18 protein-coding genes are annotated in these 15,628 nt (G+C 60.7%); 9 read left to right on the top strand and 9 right to left on the bottom strand.

The genetic code is table 11. The features are described from left to right. The first annotated feature begins 90 nt into the window (after positions 1-90). The 5 genes from ACRY08_RS12880 to rsmD all read left to right on the top strand — a co-directional run bounded on the left by ACRY08_RS12880 (position 91) and on the right by rsmD (position 4,377). Positions 91-552, top strand: coding sequence for a RidA family protein (locus ACRY08_RS12880; protein WP_432450358.1), 462 nt, complete (start codon positions 91-93; stop codon positions 550-552). Further along, positions 549-1,316 (top strand): glycerophosphodiester phosphodiesterase family protein, encoded by a 768-nt coding sequence (locus tag ACRY08_RS12875; protein ID WP_432450357.1) that lies wholly within the window; start codon positions 549-551, stop codon positions 1,314-1,316. The genes ACRY08_RS12880 and ACRY08_RS12875 overlap by 4 nt, the downstream gene beginning before the upstream one ends. Before the next feature lie 31 nt (positions 1,317-1,347). After that, complete coding sequence (locus ACRY08_RS12870) at positions 1,348-2,526, top strand: GNAT family N-acetyltransferase (RefSeq protein ID WP_432450356.1); 1,179 nt, start codon at positions 1,348-1,350, stop codon at positions 2,524-2,526. A gap of 85 nt (positions 2,527-2,611) precedes the next feature. Beyond that, positions 2,612-3,820, top strand: coding sequence for an NAD(P)/FAD-dependent oxidoreductase (locus ACRY08_RS12865; protein WP_432450355.1), 1,209 nt, complete (start codon positions 2,612-2,614; stop codon positions 3,818-3,820). Continuing rightward, positions 3,817-4,377, top strand: coding sequence for a 16S rRNA (guanine(966)-N(2))-methyltransferase RsmD (gene rsmD, locus ACRY08_RS12860; protein ID WP_432450354.1), 561 nt, complete (start codon positions 3,817-3,819; stop codon positions 4,375-4,377). The genes ACRY08_RS12865 and rsmD overlap by 4 nt, the downstream gene beginning before the upstream one ends. Here rsmD and map read toward each other — a convergent pair. Together map and sfsA are read right to left on the bottom strand one after the other, a co-directional pair. Beyond that, positions 4,374-5,222: a type I methionyl aminopeptidase gene (gene map / locus ACRY08_RS12855; RefSeq protein WP_432450353.1), complete on the bottom strand. Its 849-nt coding sequence runs from the start codon at positions 5,220-5,222 to the stop codon at positions 4,374-4,376. The two genes, rsmD and map, sit on opposite strands and share 4 nt — an antisense overlap. Before the next feature lie 32 nt (positions 5,223-5,254). Then, positions 5,255-5,953, bottom strand: coding sequence for a DNA/RNA nuclease SfsA (gene sfsA / locus ACRY08_RS12850; RefSeq protein WP_432450352.1), 699 nt, complete (start codon positions 5,951-5,953; stop codon positions 5,255-5,257). Between the two features lie 38 nt (positions 5,954-5,991). On the opposite strand from sfsA, the gene ACRY08_RS12845 reads away from it, so the two are divergent. The 4 genes from ACRY08_RS12845 to ACRY08_RS12830 are packed head-to-tail and all read left to right on the top strand — an operon-like array spanning position 5,992 to position 8,953. Continuing rightward, on the top strand, positions 5,992-6,720 hold the full coding sequence (locus ACRY08_RS12845; RefSeq protein WP_432450351.1) for a competence/damage-inducible protein A: 729 nt from the start codon (positions 5,992-5,994) through the stop codon (positions 6,718-6,720). Next, a complete protein-coding gene (locus ACRY08_RS12840) occupies positions 6,717-7,454 on the top strand; it encodes a GNAT family N-acetyltransferase (RefSeq protein ID WP_432450350.1) in 738 nt (245 codons plus the stop codon). Before ACRY08_RS12845 ends, ACRY08_RS12840 begins: the two co-directional genes overlap by 4 nt. 4 nt (positions 7,455-7,458) lie before the next feature. Next, on the top strand, positions 7,459-8,028 hold the full coding sequence (locus ACRY08_RS12835; protein ID WP_432450349.1) for a peroxidase-related enzyme: 570 nt from the start codon (positions 7,459-7,461) through the stop codon (positions 8,026-8,028). Next, positions 8,000-8,953: an OmpA family protein gene (locus ACRY08_RS12830; protein ID WP_432450348.1), complete on the top strand. Its 954-nt coding sequence runs from the start codon at positions 8,000-8,002 to the stop codon at positions 8,951-8,953. Before ACRY08_RS12835 ends, ACRY08_RS12830 begins: the two co-directional genes overlap by 29 nt. Positions 8,954-9,031: 78 nt before the next feature. On the opposite strand, the gene ACRY08_RS12825 is transcribed toward ACRY08_RS12830, so the two are convergent. The 7 genes from ACRY08_RS12825 to ACRY08_RS12795 form a co-directional block, all read right to left on the bottom strand. After that, on the bottom strand, positions 9,032-9,937 hold the full coding sequence (locus tag ACRY08_RS12825) for a LysR family transcriptional regulator (protein ID WP_432450347.1): 906 nt from the start codon (positions 9,935-9,937) through the stop codon (positions 9,032-9,034). Positions 9,938-10,073: 136 nt separating this feature from the next. Beyond that, complete coding sequence (locus tag ACRY08_RS12820) at positions 10,074-10,994, bottom strand: AEC family transporter (protein ID WP_432450346.1); 921 nt, start codon at positions 10,992-10,994, stop codon at positions 10,074-10,076. Positions 10,995-11,019: 25 nt separating this feature from the next. Then, positions 11,020-13,047, bottom strand: coding sequence for an FAD-dependent oxidoreductase (locus ACRY08_RS12815; protein ID WP_432450345.1), 2,028 nt, complete (start codon positions 13,045-13,047; stop codon positions 11,020-11,022). A gap of 55 nt (positions 13,048-13,102) precedes the next feature. Next, positions 13,103-13,624, bottom strand: a complete 522-nt coding sequence (locus ACRY08_RS12810) for a DUF523 domain-containing protein (RefSeq protein WP_432450344.1) — start codon at positions 13,622-13,624, stop codon at positions 13,103-13,105. Further along, entirely contained in the window at positions 13,621-13,995 is a 375-nt protein-coding gene (locus ACRY08_RS12805; protein WP_432450343.1) for a hypothetical protein, read from the bottom strand. Before ACRY08_RS12805 ends, ACRY08_RS12810 begins: the two co-directional genes overlap by 4 nt. Before the next feature lie 16 nt (positions 13,996-14,011). Then, positions 14,012-14,785 (bottom strand): DUF6478 family protein, encoded by a 774-nt coding sequence (locus tag ACRY08_RS12800; protein WP_432450342.1) that lies wholly within the window; start codon positions 14,783-14,785, stop codon positions 14,012-14,014. Positions 14,786-14,853: 68 nt separating this feature from the next. Continuing rightward, positions 14,854-15,615 (bottom strand): hypothetical protein, encoded by a 762-nt coding sequence (locus tag ACRY08_RS12795; RefSeq protein ID WP_432450341.1) that lies wholly within the window; start codon positions 15,613-15,615, stop codon positions 14,854-14,856. Between the last annotated feature and the right edge of the window lie 13 nt (positions 15,616-15,628).

Raw genomic sequence — 15,628 nt, 5'->3', positions numbered from 1 at the left:
CCTGTCGCTTTCCACCTTTCCCTGATCCCGGAGGCGCGATAGCGTTCGTGAAATGCCCTGGTCACCGGGCCAAATGGAAAGGACAAACAGATGAGCAACTATGAAACCCGACTGGCCGAACTGGGCGTCACCCTGCCCGATGCCCCGGCCCCGGCCGCCAACTATGTGCCGTTTGTGCAAATCGGGGATCTGGTGCACGTCTCTGGGCAAATCTCGATGAAAGATGGGGCTTTTCTGACCGGTAAACTGGGTGAAAACATGAGCGCCGAGGAAGGCGCCGAGGCCGCGCGCAGCTGCGCCATCAGCCTGCTTTCGCAGGTCAAAGCCGCCTGCGGTGGGGACCTTGATCGCCTTCAGCGCGTTGTGAAACTGGTGGGGTTCGTGAACTCGACCGCAGAGTTCGGCGATCAGCCCAAAGTGATCAACGGCGCGTCGGATTTCATGGTCGAAGCCTTGGGTGAAGCCGGGCGTCACGCCCGTTCCGCTGTGTCTGCGGCAAGCCTGCCCTTCGGCGTCGCCGTGGAAATCGAAGGCATCTTCCAGATCAAATGACCCGCACGCCTGTTGCTTTGCCGCATAGTTTTCTGGATCGCCCAATCGCGCATCGAGCCCTGCATGATGTGACGGATGGGCGGCCCGAAAACTCGCGCGCGGCGATCCGTGCCGCGATGGATGCGGGCTATGGGATCGAGATCGATCTGCAAATGTCGCGCGACGGGCAGGCCATGGTGTTTCATGACTTTCACCTGGGCCGACTCACCGATGAAAACGGCCCTATTCGCCAGCGCGACGCGGCAGCGCTTGCGTCAATCCCGCTGAAAGGCGGTGATGAGGGGGTGCCTGACTTTGCCGAGGTCCTGTCCCTTGTCGATGGCCGCGTGCCGCTCTTGGTTGAACTGAAAGACCAACATGGCGCGATGGGTCCACATGATGGGGTGATGGAACAAGCTGTCGCGAGGGCGTTGCAAAACTATTCGGGCGATGTGGCGGTGATGTCCTTCAACCCACATTCCGTCGCGGCTTTTGGACGGTTCAATGATACGGTCCCCCTTGGCCTGACAACCGAAGCATTCAGGCAAAAAGACAATCCTCTTCTGCCTGCCGCCACCCGCCGCCGTCTGCGCGACATTCCGGATTACGATCAGGTGGGAGCAAGCTTTATAAGCCACGATGTCAACGATCTGAAAAACCCGGCCGTCACAAAACTGAAAGCGCGCGGCGTGCCTGTATTGTGCTGGACCGTGAAATCGCCCGCACAGGAAAAAACTGCCCGCGAAATCGCCGACAACATCACCTTCGAACGATACCTAGCTTGACCTGCTGCCCTCTCTTCGGCCCAATACACCCGTGAGCACCCCCCAGATCAACATCCGCACCCACAGCAGCATTGCCGCCATTGAGCCCGCGGATTGGGATGCTTGTGCCGCCCCTGAAACTGCGCATGGCGGGCGTCCGACAGACCCTTTCACCACCCATCGCTTTCTTTCAGCACTTGAGCAGTCCGGCAGCGTCGGAGAAGGCACAGGCTGGCAGCCCCAACATCTTAGCGTCACATCGGGCGAAAGCCTCATTGCGGTGATGCCGCTTTATGTGAAAAGCCACAGCCAGGGGGAATATGTATTCGACCACGGCTGGGCCGAAGCCTATGAGCGCGCCGGGGGGCAATATTACCCAAAACTGCAATCGGCCGTGCCCTTCACCCCGGTGACCGGGCGCCGCCTCCTGACCCATCCGGACTTCGCCGACATAGGGCAAGCCGCGCTGTTGCAGGGATTGGTACAAATCGCGTCGGAAAATGGCCTAAGCTCGGCCCATGTCACCTTTTGCAACGAGTCTGAGGCCACGTTCGCCGCGCAAAGCGGCTTGTTGCACCGAACCGGCCTGCAATATCACTGGCAAAACGATGGCTACGCGGATTTTGACGCGTTCCTGACCACACTCAGCGCCCGCAAACGCAAGCAAATCCGCAAGGAACGGCGCGTGGCTCAGGGTTTTGGCGGGGTCATTCGTCAGCTGTCCGGGCCGGAGATTCGCCCAGCACATTGGGATGCCTTCTGGCAATTCTACCAGGACACTGGCGCCCGAAAATGGGGGCGCCCCTATCTGACACGTGCCTTTTTTGACGCGATACATGACACGATGGCCGACGATCTTTTGCTGGTTGTGGCGGACCGCGACGGTGTTCCCGTCGCGGGCGCGCTGAACGTGATCGGTCGTGACACGCTGTTCGGACGGTATTGGGGCGCGCTTCAGGATCACCCCTGCCTGCATTTCGAACTGTGCTATTATCAGGCGCTTGACTATGCGATCCGCCACCAGCTTTCCCGCGTCGAGGCGGGGGCGCAGGGGGATCACAAACTGGCACGTGGTTACATGCCCGTCGAAACGCAGTCTGTTCATTGGATCAACGACCCCGGGTTTCGGGACGCCGTGGCGCGGTTTTTGTCGGACGAACGGCGTCTGGTCGCAAATGACATTGACGCGCTGGCCCAAATGGGACCATTTCACCGAAAGAACCTGAGCTAGCGCGGCATAGATCGTTGTCAATGCAACCATCTGCGGTTTAACCTCGGTGGAAGCGAACAGGAAAACCAAACAGGACGGGACTTTCATGAGCCATATTGTTGTCATCGGCGCCGGTCAGGCGGGGGCCTCACTGGTTGCAAAACTGCGCAATGCCGGCTTTGACGGAGAGATCACCCTGATCGGTGCTGAAACCGCCCCGCCCTATCAGCGCCCGCCCCTGTCCAAGGCCTATCTGCTGGGCGAGATGGAGCTGGAGCGGCTCTATCTGCGGCCCGAAAGCTTCTATGATGACCAGAACATCACCCTCCGACTGGGCACAAAGGTCGATGCGATTGATGCCACCACGCGCGAAGTTGTGATCGGGGATGAACGCCTTGCCTATGACCAACTGGCGATCACCACCGGATCGACCCCGCGCCAGCTGCCCGCATCCATTGGCGGTTCGTTGGAAGGCGTACATGTGGTGCGCACGCTTGATGATGTGGACCGTATGGAACCCGAAGTGTCCCCTGGCCGCCGCGTGTTGATCATCGGGGGCGGCTATATCGGTCTGGAAGCCGCAGCAGTTGCCGCCAAGAAAGGCCTGAAAGTCACGCTGGTCGAAATGGCAGACCGCATCCTGCAACGGGTGGCCGCACCGGAAACCTCGGACTATTTCCGCGCGCTGCATCGCGCGCATGGCGTTGAAATACTGGAAGGCGTCGGGCTGGAGCGGCTGGTGGGTGATACGCGCGTAACCGGCGCAATCCTGTCCGATGGCACCGAACTGGAACTGGATTTCGCCATTGTCGGCGTGGGCATCGCACCGGATACCGCGCTGGCAGAAAGCGCAGGGCTGGTGCTGGACAATGGCATCAAAACCGATGCGCAAGGCCGCACATCTGACCCGGCAATCTGGGCGGCTGGCGATTGCGCGTCTTTCCCTTATCGCGGCACCCGCATCCGGTTGGAAAGCGTGCCCAATGCGATTGATCAGGCTGAGGTTGTCGCCCGCAACATGCTGGGCGAGAGCGTGGATTATGTCGCAAAACCGTGGTTCTGGTCCGACCAATATGATGTGAAACTGCAGATCGCGGGCCTGAACAGCGGCTATGACAATATCGTCACCCGTCCCGGCGACAACGCGGGCAGCGTGAGCTATTGGTATTATCAGGGCGACACACTGCTGGCGGTCGATGCAATGAACGACCCACGCGCCTATATGGTCGGCAAACGTCTGATCGAGGGCGGCAAATCGCCCGCCAAAGAGGCGGTGGCGGACCCAGCCGTCGAGCTGAAAACACTTCTGAAATGAGGATCATCGCAGGCAGGTTTCGCGGGCTGGCGTTGGCCAGTGTCGGCAAGGGGGATGCGGGCGCGCATCTGCGCCCCACCACGGACCGCGTGCGCGAAAGCCTGTTTTCCATGCTGACCGGTGGGCGTTTTGGCGACCCGATCAACGGCGCGCGCGTGCTTGACCTTTTCGCGGGCACAGGGGCGTTGGGGCTTGAGGCCCTGTCACGCGGCGCGGCCCATGTCACCTTGGTGGATGACGGGCGCAAAGCCCACAGCCTGATGCGCGAAAACATCGCCAAATGCCGATGTGCGGATGAGGTCACAGTCGTAAAACGCGATGCGACACGGCTGAGCGCGGGCACGCCGCATGACCTCGTGTTCCTCGATCCGCCCTATGGCAAGGCGCTGGGGGAAAAGGCGCTGGCTGCAGCGATCAAAGGCGGTTGGATCGCAGAGGGCGCGCTGATCGTCTGGGAGGACAACACAGCCCTGACCCTGCCCGAAGGCGTCACCCAGCTGGACGCGCGCCGCTACGGCGCGACGACCATTACGATTTGTGAATATTCAGGGGCCTAACCCCAGGTCGGGTGAAATTTTCCCGCGGGTGACAGGGTGAAAATCTCAACCCCATCCGCCGTCACGCCGACCGAGTGTTCAAACTGCGCCGAAAGCGACTTGTCACGGGTGATCGCGGTCCAGTCATCGGACAGGATTTTGGTTTCGGGGCGCCCCAGATTGACCATCGGTTCGATGGTAAAGAACATGCCCTCTTCCAAAACCGCACCTGATCCCGCACGCCCGTAATGCAGCACATTGGGCGGCGCGTGAAAGACCTGCCCCAAACCGTGACCGCAAAAATCGCGCACCACTGACATACGCTGGCTTTCCACGTAGGTCTGGATCGCGTTGCCAATGTCTCCAAAGGTGTTGCCAGGCTTCACCGCCTCGATCCCCTTCATCAGCGCGTCATGCGTGACCTGAATCAGGCGATCCGCGAAGGGCTTGATCTTGCCGACTTTGAACATGCGGCTGGTGTCGCCATACCAGCCATCGACGATCACAGTGACGTCGATGTTCAGGATGTCGCCTTCAACCAGTTCGTCATGTTTGCGCCCCGTCTTGTCGTTCTTCATCTTGGGCGTCTTAGAGCCCGGAATGCCGTGACAAACCACGTGGTTCAGCGAAATGCACGACGCGTGCTTGTAGCCCTTGTAGCCAATCGTGGCCGACACGGCGCCCGCCTCGTCCACCATCGCCTCGATCGCGGCATCCAATTCGGCCGTGGTCACGCCGGGGCCAACCATCGGCGCAATCCGGTCCAGAATTTCAGCTGCCAGCTTGCCAGCCGCATGCATCCCGGCAAAATCCGAGGTTTCGTAAAGCCGAATGCCTTCTTTGGTCACGCGCATGGTCTTGTCCATCTTGGTGTCGTCCTTGCCCCTAGATAGGCGGTTCAGGCCAAAGACACCAGAGGGTCGGCTACCGTGATGCCATCGGGGCTGATATGCGTGCCCAGAACCACAACGCCAACCCCGGCAGCACGGGCCTCATCAAAAGCAGCGCCATAGGCGGGGTCAATGTCGCGCGCCAGATCAAAGCGGTCACAATCGGTGCGCTGTACCAGATAGAGCATCACGGCTGCGTGGCCCTCTCGCACCATATTTGCGAGCTCCCCCAGATGCTTGGTGCCACGCGCGGTCACGCTGTCGGGAAATTCGGCCAGACCGGGCTGGCGGGAAAGCGTCACGGATTTCACCTCGACATAGGTGAGGCCCATGCCTTCCAGCAGGAAATCAACGCGGCTCTTCTCGCCGTATTTCACCTCGGCGCGCAGCGTGTCATAGGCGGGCAGGCCCGGCACCTCATGCGCTTGAAGCGCCGCTTTCAGCGCGCGATTTGGCACCGAGGTATCCACGCCGGTGAAATGCCCATCCGCGTGTTCCACCAGCCGCCAGCCGTAATCGAGCTTCTTTTTCGGGTCGTCATTGGGTTCCAGCCAAACCTTCATGCCGGGGTCGCAAAGCCCCATCATCGAGCCCGGATTGGCACAATGGGCGGTGATCTCGCGCCCATCGGGCAACCGGCAATCGGCAAGAAACCGTTTGTAGCGTCGAATAAGCGTTGCAGGCACAAGAGGGCTGGGAAATTCCATGCCCCGGGCCTATACCGGAATAAGGAAAGGAACAAGCGATGCCTAACCCGACAGCTTCCATGTTGGTGATCGGAGACGAGATCCTCTCGGGCCGCACCCGTGATGCAAACATGCATTACCTGGCGGGCCGCTTGACCGAGGCGGGCATTGATCTGCGCGAAGTGCGTGTGGTGTCCGATGACGCGCCCGCCATTGTCGCCGCCGTTAAGGCATTGGCGGCAGCGCATGACCACGTGTTCACCTCGGGCGGCATCGGACCGACCCATGATGACATCACGGCAGACTGCATCGCGCGCGCCTTTGACGATCACATCGACATTCGTGCCGATGCGCGTGATCTGCTGGCGGCGCATTACGCGGCCTCGGGGCGCGAGTTTAATGCCGCCCGCCAGCGCATGGCCCGCATCCCGGACCGTGCCACGCTGATCGACAACCCGGTCTCGGTTGCCCCCGGGTTCACGCTGGAAAACGTGCATGTTATGGCCGGTGTCCCATCGGTCTTCAAAGCGATGGTCGAAAGCGTTCTGCCCGGCCTGACCGGGGGCGCGCCGCTTTTGTCACAAAGCGTGCGTATTGACCGGGGCGAAGGTGACATTGCGGGGCCTCTGGCAAAACTGGCCGAGGACCACGACAACCTTAGCTTCGGTTCGTACCCCTTTATCGAAAACGGTGCCTATGGCGCCAATATCGTCATCCGGGGCACGGATGCAGCGCAGATAGATGCCGCCGTCCATGCCCTTGAAACACTGTTTGCGGAGACCCCATGAAACACGACCTGCCCACCACAGACGACCTGATCGAAGCATGCGAAGCCACATGGCCACCCGCCGAAATCCACCGGGTTGGAGCCTGGGTCATTCGCGACGGTGCGGGTGGCGGCAAACGGGTTTCGGCTGCGACCGAAAACTGGCCCACAACCGAAGCCGATCTGCCCGCCGCCGAACAGGCCATGAAGAAACTGAATATGGATCCCTTGTTCCAGATTCGCGCGGGCGACGAGCATCTGGACGACATGCTGGAGCAACATGGCTATGACGTGGTGGACCCGGTGAATTTCTGGGTCATCCCGGTCGCGGAACTGACCCGCGATCCCCTGCCCCCGGTGTCCGCTTTTGCCATCTGGCCGATGCTGTCGATCATGACCGAACTGTGGGAGGCCGGCGACATTCACAAGGACCGCCGCGCCGTGATGGAGCGCGCCGACTGCGAGAAAACCGCCATTCTTGCCCGCACAGATGACACCCCGGCTGGCGTGGCTTTCGTCGGCATTCATGACGATATCGCCATGGCGCATGCCATCCATGTCGACCCGAAACTGCGTCGTCAGGGCACCGGGCAAAACCTGTTGAAACAGGCTGCGAAATGGGCCGAGGAAAAGGGTGCGAAATACTTGTCACTGATCGTGACCCAAGGCAACCATGCAGCCAATCCGCTTTATGCAAATCTGGGCATGCACCTTGTTGGGCACTACCACTATCGCACCAAAAAAGCTCAAGGATGAAGGCATGACAGACAGCAAAGTGACCGAACTGAACCTGCCGATGGTTGATCCTCTGCCCGAGGATATTCAGAAATATTTCGACATCTGCGATGAAAAGCTTGGCCTCGTGCCCAACGTGCTGAAAGCCTATGCCTTCGACATGGAAAAGCTGCGCCCCTTCATGGCGATGTATAACGAGCTGATGCTGGGCGAAAGCGGCCTGTCGAAACTGGAACGCGAGATGATCGCCGTGGTGGTCAGTTCGATCAATTCCTGCTGGTATTGTCAGGTGGCCCATGGGGCGGCCGTGCGCGAATTATCCGGCAATCCAAAACTGGGCGAGGCGATGGTCATGAACTGGCGCGCCGCAGAGCTGGACCCGCGCCAGCACGCCATGTTGCACTTCGCCGAACGCATCACCAAGGCCTCGTCCGAGACCACCGAAGAAGATCGCGACGCCTTGCGCGCCGTGGGGTTCACGGATCGCGACATCTGGGACATTGCCGCGACGGTCGGTTTTTTCTCGATGTCCAATCGCATGGCCTCTGCGGTCGGAATGAAACCAAATGACGAATATCATGGGCAAAACAGGTAACGCGTTGCGGGTCTCAGGCCTTGTTGTGGCATCGGCCCTTCTGTTTCCAATCGCAGCAGGCGCACTCAGCCTGCCCGCAGGCGCCATCAAACAGGCCGAAGACGTGCAGATCGGGCAAACCGACCTGGCGCGCGCGCGCTTTGATGGCAGCGCGGTGCCAAGGCGCACCGTCGAAGGCCGCATCACCCGGCAAGCATGGAAACTGTCCGGTGACAGCCGCACCAGCTTTCAGATTTTGCAGGATTTGCGCCGCCAGCTGACCGATGACGGCTTCGAGCCATTGCTGCAATGCCAATCCGTGTCCTGCGGTGGGTTCGACTTTCGCTTTGCTGTTGGCCATTTCAAGGCACCCGAGATGTTCGTCGACCTTGGCGACTATCACTATCTCAGCGCCTCAAACGGCGACCAGCACGCCAGCGTGTTGGTCAGCCGGGCGCAGGCTGATGCTTATGTCGAACTTACCTTGGTGGCACCTGCCGACGCGGCCGCGACCAATGTCGACACCGGCGCAACTCCCGTCACAACGCCCACAATCATCCCCCCATCCGGCCCACTACAAGCGCAGCTGGACAGCGCAGGCCATGCCGTGCTCAGCGGTCTGAGTTTTGCCACCGGATCGGCGACACTGGCCGAAGGCGACAGCCCGTCGCTGGCTGAACTGGCGCGCTATCTGACCGATCACCCAACGCGTCAGGTGGCGCTGGTTGGGCATACGGATGCGCAAGGAGGGCTTGAGGGCAATGTTGCCCTGTCCCAAAAACGCGCAAACGCTGTGCGCATTCGTCTGATCGAACAATATGGCGTGAAACCGGATCAGCTTTCCGCCGAGGGGATTGGCTATTTGGCCCCCCGCGCGGCCAATTTGACCACAGAAGGACGCGACGCCAACCGGCGGGTCGAGGCGGTTCTGATCAGTACGGAATAAAAAAACGCGGCGAAGGGGCCAGCCCTTGCCGCGTCAGTGGTTCCCATGGATGTCAGGCGGGAAAACTCGGTCGCTGGGTTACCAGCTGTCCGGGCCTTTGTCGGCAAAGGCATGGACAAGAAAGTCAATGAAGGCACGCACCTTGGGCTGGGTAAAACGGCCCGGCGGGTAGACCGCGTAAATGCCCTGGCGATCTTGCGGCAGGTCGGGGATCGCGTCTTCGACCAAGCCCTGTTCCAACGCATCTGCGTAGAGGAAGCTGGGCAGGTAAGCGATGCCAAGTCCCGAGATGGCCGCATTCAAAAGCGACTGCCCGTCATTCACGCTCAGCCACCCGGCCGACCGCACTTGGCGCAGCTCGCCCGAAGGGGCGGGGATTTTCCACACATTACCAGTGCTTTGGCTGGAATAATGCAGAAGCTTGTGTTCGTTCAGATCGTCAATCCGTGTCGGACGACCGTATTTTTCAAAATATTCCGGGCTGCCCACCATGCGGCGTGTGGTCTGGGCAATTTTACGGGCCCGCAAGGAACTGTCTTCCAGCTCGCCCACACGAATGGCCATATCGAACCCTTCGGAAATCAGCTCGACATAGCGGTTCGCCAATTCCATGTTCACGTTTACATCGGGGAAGTCCTGCAGGAACTCTCCCAGAACGGGGCTCAGGTGATTGACGCCGAAATCCGTCGCAACCGAAATGCGCAACATGCCCGAAGGGGCTGATTGCATCGACGTCACCAGCGCATCCGCTTCGCCTGCGTCGTTCAACACGCGGCGGGCGCGGTCGTAATAGGCCAGACCGATCTCGGTCGGACTCACGCGGCGTGTGGTCCGGTTCAGAAGACGGGCGCCCAGACGGGCCTCGAGGCTCGAAACATGTTTCGAGACAGCGGATTTGGAAATCCCCATCTTCTTGGCAGCATCCGTGAAGCCGCCCTGATCCACCACGGTGGCGAAGGCTTCCATTTCAGTCAAACGATCCATGCGTCTTTTCTTTCTACAATCTTGGCCCCAACTACGAATTGTATCGCGGGCAAATGGGGCGAGACTGTGAAGAGAGGCAGACAATACCGGGGTAATTAGGCGGATCGTTCGGGGCATGGAAACAGGGCGCGATGGGTCATGGCGCGTTGAAAACGGCCTCGGCGATCGAAATCCAAAGGGGCAAGGTCAGGGCTGATATCAGGGTCGTTTGGGCGATCAGCGTTGCAACCAATTGGCGATCCGCCCCGAAGGCCGAGGCCAGCACATGCGCAGCCGACGCCGTGGGCAGGGCCGCGAAGACAACCAAAGTCGCAGCGATGGCCGGGTCCAGCTGGAACGCAAGACCAAGGCCCAAAGCGACCGCAGGCAATCCAAGTAGCTTAATTGCGCAGATTGCGCCGCTAAACCGGTTCAGCCGGGCCAAAGCGCCCCAATTCATCGTGGCCCCAATGGATAGAAGCGCGATGGGAATGGCGGCGCGGGCCAGCATCTCGATCGGGGCCATCACTGCCCGGGGCAAGGCCCAGCCCATCAAGCCGAAGGTCACACCCGCAAGGCTTGCCAGCAGAAAGGGGTTCAGGGCGATCTTGGCAAGGGTCTGACCCAGCCCCAACGTGCCACCGCGCGACAGGGCAGTGACGGCAAACAAGTTCGCCACGGGCACGCCCATGCCCACTGCCACCGCCATTTCCCCAGCCCCGCCGCGCGACAGAAGGGACACGGCCACAAGGCCCAGCGCGGTGTTGAACCGCCAGCTGACCTGCCAAGCCCCCGCAAAATCCAGAAACCGTGCAGGGCCTGCACGTCGCGCGGCCCACCCCAGCGCCAGCCCGGCTAGAAGCACGGTCCAGACGGCGGGGGCCATGATCACAACCTTGGCCGGTTCAATCGGGCGCGACGCGGCGGCGACGAAGAGCAAGGCAGGAAAGAGGATTTCGAAATTCAGCCGATCCAGCCCTTGCCATGCATTTTCTGACAGGCGCTTGCGCACCACGCCTCCCAGCCCCACCAGAAGGAAGCTGGGCAGAAGCCCGATGAAGACAGACAAAAACAGCATGGGACCTCCGCCAGGCCCCTTCTGTTCAAAGAGAGGCCGCCAGTCGTGATCCTTGGTCAATGGCACGCTTGGCGTCAAGCTCTGCCGCCACATCCGCCCCCCCGATCACATGCGCGGTGATACCTTTTTCAGCAAGTTGATCAGCCAGAGAGCGATCCGGAACCTGGCCCGCGCAAAGGATCACGTTGTCGACCTCGATCACGCGCGGGTTTTCGCGCGCTTCTCCGGTAGAGACCATCAAGCCCTCGGAGGTGATGCGTTCGTAACTCACACCGCCCAGCATCTCGACCCCTTTCATCTTCAGGGTCGCACGGTGGATCCAACCGGTGGTCTTGCCCAAGCCCTTGCCCAGCGCCTTGGCTTTTCGCTGCATCAGCGTGACCTGGCGGGCGGGGGCTTCGGGCTGCGGGCCGTCGGGCGACAGGCCGCCGCGTCTCTCGGCCGGGTCGGCAACCCCCCATTCATGAAGCCACTCTTCAAGGTTCTCGGTCGGGCTTTCACCGGCCTGTGTCAGAAACTCAGCGATGTCAAAACCAATGCCCCCGGCACCGATCACAGCAACGCGGTCCCCGACAGGCGCATCGTGGCGCAGCACGTCGATATAAGACAGCACGTTGTCGCCATCCTGCCCCTCAATGCCCGGATCGCGCGGGGTCACACCCGTGGCGATGATCACCTCGTCAAACCCGGTCAGGTCATCGGCAGAGACCTCGCGGCCCAGCTGCAGGTCAATGTCCGATGCAGCAACCGCGCGGTCATACCAATCCACCAGCCCGATGAATTCTTCTTTGCCGGGAATTTTCTTGGCCATGTTCAGCTGCCCGCCAACCTCATCGGCGCGATCAAACAGGGTGACCTTGTGACCGCGTTCATCCGCCACAAGCGCGGAAGCCAGCCCCGCAGGCCCAGCCCCGACGATGGCGATGGATTTCGGCGTGTCGGTCATGTCGTAGCTCAGCTCTGTTTCAAAACAGGCGCGCGGATTGACCAGACAGGACGAGATTTTGCCGCTGAACGTGTGATCCAGACAGGCTTGGTTACAGGCAATACAGGGCGCGATGTCGCCTGCGCGATCCTCGGCCGCTTTCACCACGAAATCCGGGTCCGCCAGGAAAGGCCGCGCCATGGAGACCATGTCGGCCGCGCCCCCTGCCAGCACCTCTTCGCCCACGTCGGGCATGTTTATACGGTTCGAGGTGATCACCGGGATGGACACCTGCCCCATCAGCTTTTTCGTGACCCAGGTAAAGGCTGCGCGCGGCACGGACGTGGCAATCGTCGGAATGCGCGCTTCGTGCCAGCCGATGCCGGTGTTGATGATCGTGGCACCGGCCTTTTCGATCTCCTTGGCCAGTTGCACCACCTCGTCGAAGCTCGAGCCATTGGGCACAAGGTCGATCATCGAGAGGCGATAGATGATGATGAACTCCGGCCCGACGGCCTCGCGCACGGCCTTCACCACGGCAATCGGCAGGCGCATGCGGTTTTCATATGATCCGCCCCAGCCGTCTTCACGCTTGTTGGTGTGGGTGACAAGGAATTGGTTCAGGAAATAACCTTCCGAGCCCATGACCTCGACCCCATCATAGCCCGCCTCTTTGGCGCGGGCCGCTGCGGTGGCGAAATCGGCGATCTGTTTCTGAATGCCCGCTTCATCCAGCTCTTTCGGCGGAAAAGGAGAAATCGGGGACTTTACCGGGCTGGCCGATACACAATCAGGACCGTAGGCATAGCGGCCCGCATGCAGGATCTGCATCGCGATCTTGCCGCCTTCCTCGTGCACCCGCGTGGTCACCGAGCGGTGATTGGCGATGTCTTCATCCGAAAACAGACCTGCCGCGCCGGGGAAAACGCCACCTTCGGCGTTGGGGGCCATACCGCCCGTCACAATCAACGCTGCCCCGCCGCGCGCACGGGCTGCGTAAAACTCTGCCACGCGCGACCAGTCGCCACGTTCTTCCAACCCTGTATGCATGGACCCCATCAGCACGCGATTTTTCAAGGTGGTGAAGCCCAGATCCAGCGGGGCAAGAAGATGCGGGTAGCGTGTCATGGTCGGTCCTTTGGCTGCCGTTGCCCACCGACATTGACGCGCGCGTAAAGTGATGTCACTTGAAACGCTGCGTAACCTCATGATCCGCGGCATCGAAATCCATGGCCAGTTCGTCAATCTGATCGGGCGCGTAAACCGCGATGCCCTCCTGACGCAACAACGCAGTGAGCACTCCGAACCCCGCGCGCGTCGTGCCATCATGGTGCCCACTATAAAGCACAGATGATCCGCAAGAGGGGCTGGCTTCGGTCAGCAGCGCATGACGACACCCCGCCCGCAACGCCTGCGCAAGCACCTGCCTTGCGCCCAGAACAAAGGGGGCTGTGACATCCTGCCCCTGCAGGTCAACAATCCGCGCCCGCGCGGCGACAACATCGGCACCGTCATGCCCCGGCGCGATCTCGGCCGGGTTGCGCGGCACGGGCAAACCGCCTGCCAGCTCCGGGCAAAGCGGCAACAGGCGCCCTGCGGCCTGCCAACGACTGAGATGGTTGTTCAGAAAAGTCTTTGCGCCGCCGTCATAGCGCACCGCCTGCCCCATCAGACAGGCACTGACCAAAAGCGGCGCGGTGGTCATGTGGTCTCTAGGCAGTGACGGCGAAACGCGCTTTTCAGCATATCCAGCTCGGCGCGCAGAAGGTCCACCTCGGCACGGATGTCTTCATCCAGAGGCTGCCCGGTGACGATCGAGAAGCTGTCCAGCCGCTCCCCGCTGGCGGCATCGGAAATCACAAAGGTCTGCACCCCGTCGTAAAGCTGTTCAACCGGGATCGGCACCGAAACCGTGAAACGGCCGGGATGTGTCGCATCTTCGCGCAGCTCGACCCCATCAAGAACCTGCCCCAGATGTGCGACCTCGATGTTCGGGGCGCCTTTGTCGGCATCGCTGGTCAGCACACCTTCCCAGATGCCGGCCTGAATGCGCGTTTTGATCAGTTGCATCGCCATGGGGCTTCCTTTCCAGTCAGACCTCGGCGCGGGGCCGGCGGCTGAAATTCACGTCGCGCAGGATCACCTGGCTCATTTCAGGGTTTTCAAACACAAGATCGACCCACATGCGGTCCACGCGTTTCTCGTTCATCTTGGTATAGGCAAGGTCAAATTCGACCACGACCTCGTCCTGATCAAGCGGAAGTTCACGCACGATCTGTTCTTTATTGGGGCCATGCTGCACATTCAGTCGCGCAAAAATCTCCAGTGGTTTTTCCATCTCGACCACGGTGGTCATGCGCACAAGATGCTTGCGCTTCAATCCATCGACCGACGAGCTTGGAAGCTCGATCACCAGTGACAGGAACGAACCGTCAAACCGGAACACATCCATGCGCAACCCGAAGGGCGCCAGATCGCTTTCGCGCGTGTTGCGCACTTGGCGCACAGTCAGCTCCGAGATGCGGCAGTCGTGAAACACCGTGACCTCTTCACCGAATTCAGACTTGGTTTCGACCGCCGCACGACCCGGCGTGCCCATCGGCCCGCGCCACATTTCGGGCCGATAAGCCCAATCGGAATAAAGAGGCTTCTGAAAGGCATTTGATCCGATCAACGGCAAGGTCAGGCGACCCTCTGCCACATGCAAAACCTTGTCCAGATGCTGGCGCAGTTGACGCGCCCGCCCGCGCAGCAAACGCAATGCCGCAAGGTCCAGCCCATCAGCCAATGCCGCAAGCTTTTCCCAGCGCCGCACCGAACGGCGGTGCAGGATGCGGTTGGATATCGAATTTACGCCGCGCGCCATGGGTCTTTCCCGATCTGCTCAGATTCGCCGCCTTGCGGTGATTGTTTCCATTCTTAAACCGAATAGTTTCAATTACGCAAACGACCAAACAGCTTTCCGATCCCGGAACCACCTGATTTTGCTTTTGGATTGGCCGATCGCGTGTCAGATACCAGCTGCTTTAGCAGGGCTTCTGCCTGACCATTTGACAGCTTGTGCCCTTTCACACCGGTGACAGACGCCGTGACCACTGCGCCGCCCAGCTCAAAGAATGCCCGCCACGAGGTTTCGCTGAGCCCGCTTGGCAGCCCGGCGGAACGATCCTGCACCTTGACCCGCAACACGTCCCCGGCCAGGCGCACAGAGCTGATGGACAGATCGGCGGCTGACCCGGACCAGCTCAGACCAGCGCGCCCCGCATCGCTCTCCAGATACGCGCGCGCAACTGCAAGACGGTCCGCCGGATCGTCGGGCAGGCCAGCCTGTTGGGCATCAATGGGCAGGAAGGCCACGGTCAGAAATGCCGGGGTTTTGGGGGTCGGGTCATTTGGGTTGCCGGTCAAAGCCGAACAGGCCCCCATAGGCACAAAGGCACCGCCTGCCCCATCCTGCACGGCCGGTTTGTCCACGCAAAACCCTTTCGGAGCCGTGACAGCCGCCTGCCCTGACAGGACCGACACCTTCTGCATCAGGTCCTTGCTTGCAGATTTGCTACCTGAGAAAAGCGCGCCCTTTTCGGGGTTTATCTTGGGCAGCTCGGCCCCACCGAAACAACCTGCCAGCACCGTCACGCAGCACAAGGCAATCCACCGACCCTGAACAACTCTCCGCCCCATCACATTCTCACTCATATGTCCCCCAACA

This window comes from Aliiroseovarius marinus, assembly GCF_050881025.1.
Classification (GTDB): Bacteria; Pseudomonadota; Alphaproteobacteria; order Rhodobacterales; family Rhodobacteraceae; genus Aliiroseovarius; species Aliiroseovarius marinus_A.
Note: the sequence above shows the minus strand (reverse complement) of the source record. Positions and strands in the feature narration are given on the sequence as shown.

Excerpts from the sequence above, each read along its gene's own strand:
- sfsA (WP_432450352.1), bottom strand. The coding sequence starts at position 5,953 with ATGGAATTTCCCAGCCCTCTTGTGCCTGCAACGCTTATTCGACGCTAC.
- rsmD (WP_432450354.1), top strand. The coding sequence starts at position 3,817 with ATGAGGATCATCGCAGGCAGGTTTCGCGGGCTGGCGTTGGCCAGTGTC.
- ACRY08_RS12810 (WP_432450344.1), bottom strand. The coding sequence starts at position 13,624 with ATGACCACCGCGCCGCTTTTGGTCAGTGCCTGTCTGATGGGGCAGGCG.
- ACRY08_RS12800 (WP_432450342.1), bottom strand. The coding sequence starts at position 14,785 with ATGGCGCGCGGCGTAAATTCGATATCCAACCGCATCCTGCACCGCCGT.
- ACRY08_RS12835 (WP_432450349.1), top strand. The coding sequence starts at position 7,459 with ATGACAGACAGCAAAGTGACCGAACTGAACCTGCCGATGGTTGATCCT.
- ACRY08_RS12830 (WP_432450348.1), top strand. The coding sequence starts at position 8,000 with ATGACGAATATCATGGGCAAAACAGGTAACGCGTTGCGGGTCTCAGGC.
- ACRY08_RS12795 (WP_432450341.1), bottom strand. The coding sequence starts at position 15,615 with ATGAGTGAGAATGTGATGGGGCGGAGAGTTGTTCAGGGTCGGTGGATT.
- ACRY08_RS12845 (WP_432450351.1), top strand. The coding sequence starts at position 5,992 with ATGCCTAACCCGACAGCTTCCATGTTGGTGATCGGAGACGAGATCCTC.
- ACRY08_RS12865 (WP_432450355.1), top strand. The coding sequence starts at position 2,612 with ATGAGCCATATTGTTGTCATCGGCGCCGGTCAGGCGGGGGCCTCACTG.
- ACRY08_RS12840 (WP_432450350.1), top strand. The coding sequence starts at position 6,717 with ATGAAACACGACCTGCCCACCACAGACGACCTGATCGAAGCATGCGAA.
- ACRY08_RS12805 (WP_432450343.1), bottom strand. The coding sequence starts at position 13,995 with ATGGCGATGCAACTGATCAAAACGCGCATTCAGGCCGGCATCTGGGAA.
- ACRY08_RS12825 (WP_432450347.1), bottom strand. The coding sequence starts at position 9,937 with ATGGATCGTTTGACTGAAATGGAAGCCTTCGCCACCGTGGTGGATCAG.
- ACRY08_RS12820 (WP_432450346.1), bottom strand. The coding sequence starts at position 10,994 with ATGCTGTTTTTGTCTGTCTTCATCGGGCTTCTGCCCAGCTTCCTTCTG.
- ACRY08_RS12875 (WP_432450357.1), top strand. The coding sequence starts at position 549 with ATGACCCGCACGCCTGTTGCTTTGCCGCATAGTTTTCTGGATCGCCCA.
- ACRY08_RS12880 (WP_432450358.1), top strand. The coding sequence starts at position 91 with ATGAGCAACTATGAAACCCGACTGGCCGAACTGGGCGTCACCCTGCCC.
- map (WP_432450353.1), bottom strand. The coding sequence starts at position 5,222 with ATGGACAAGACCATGCGCGTGACCAAAGAAGGCATTCGGCTTTACGAA.
- ACRY08_RS12815 (WP_432450345.1), bottom strand. The coding sequence starts at position 13,047 with ATGACACGCTACCCGCATCTTCTTGCCCCGCTGGATCTGGGCTTCACC.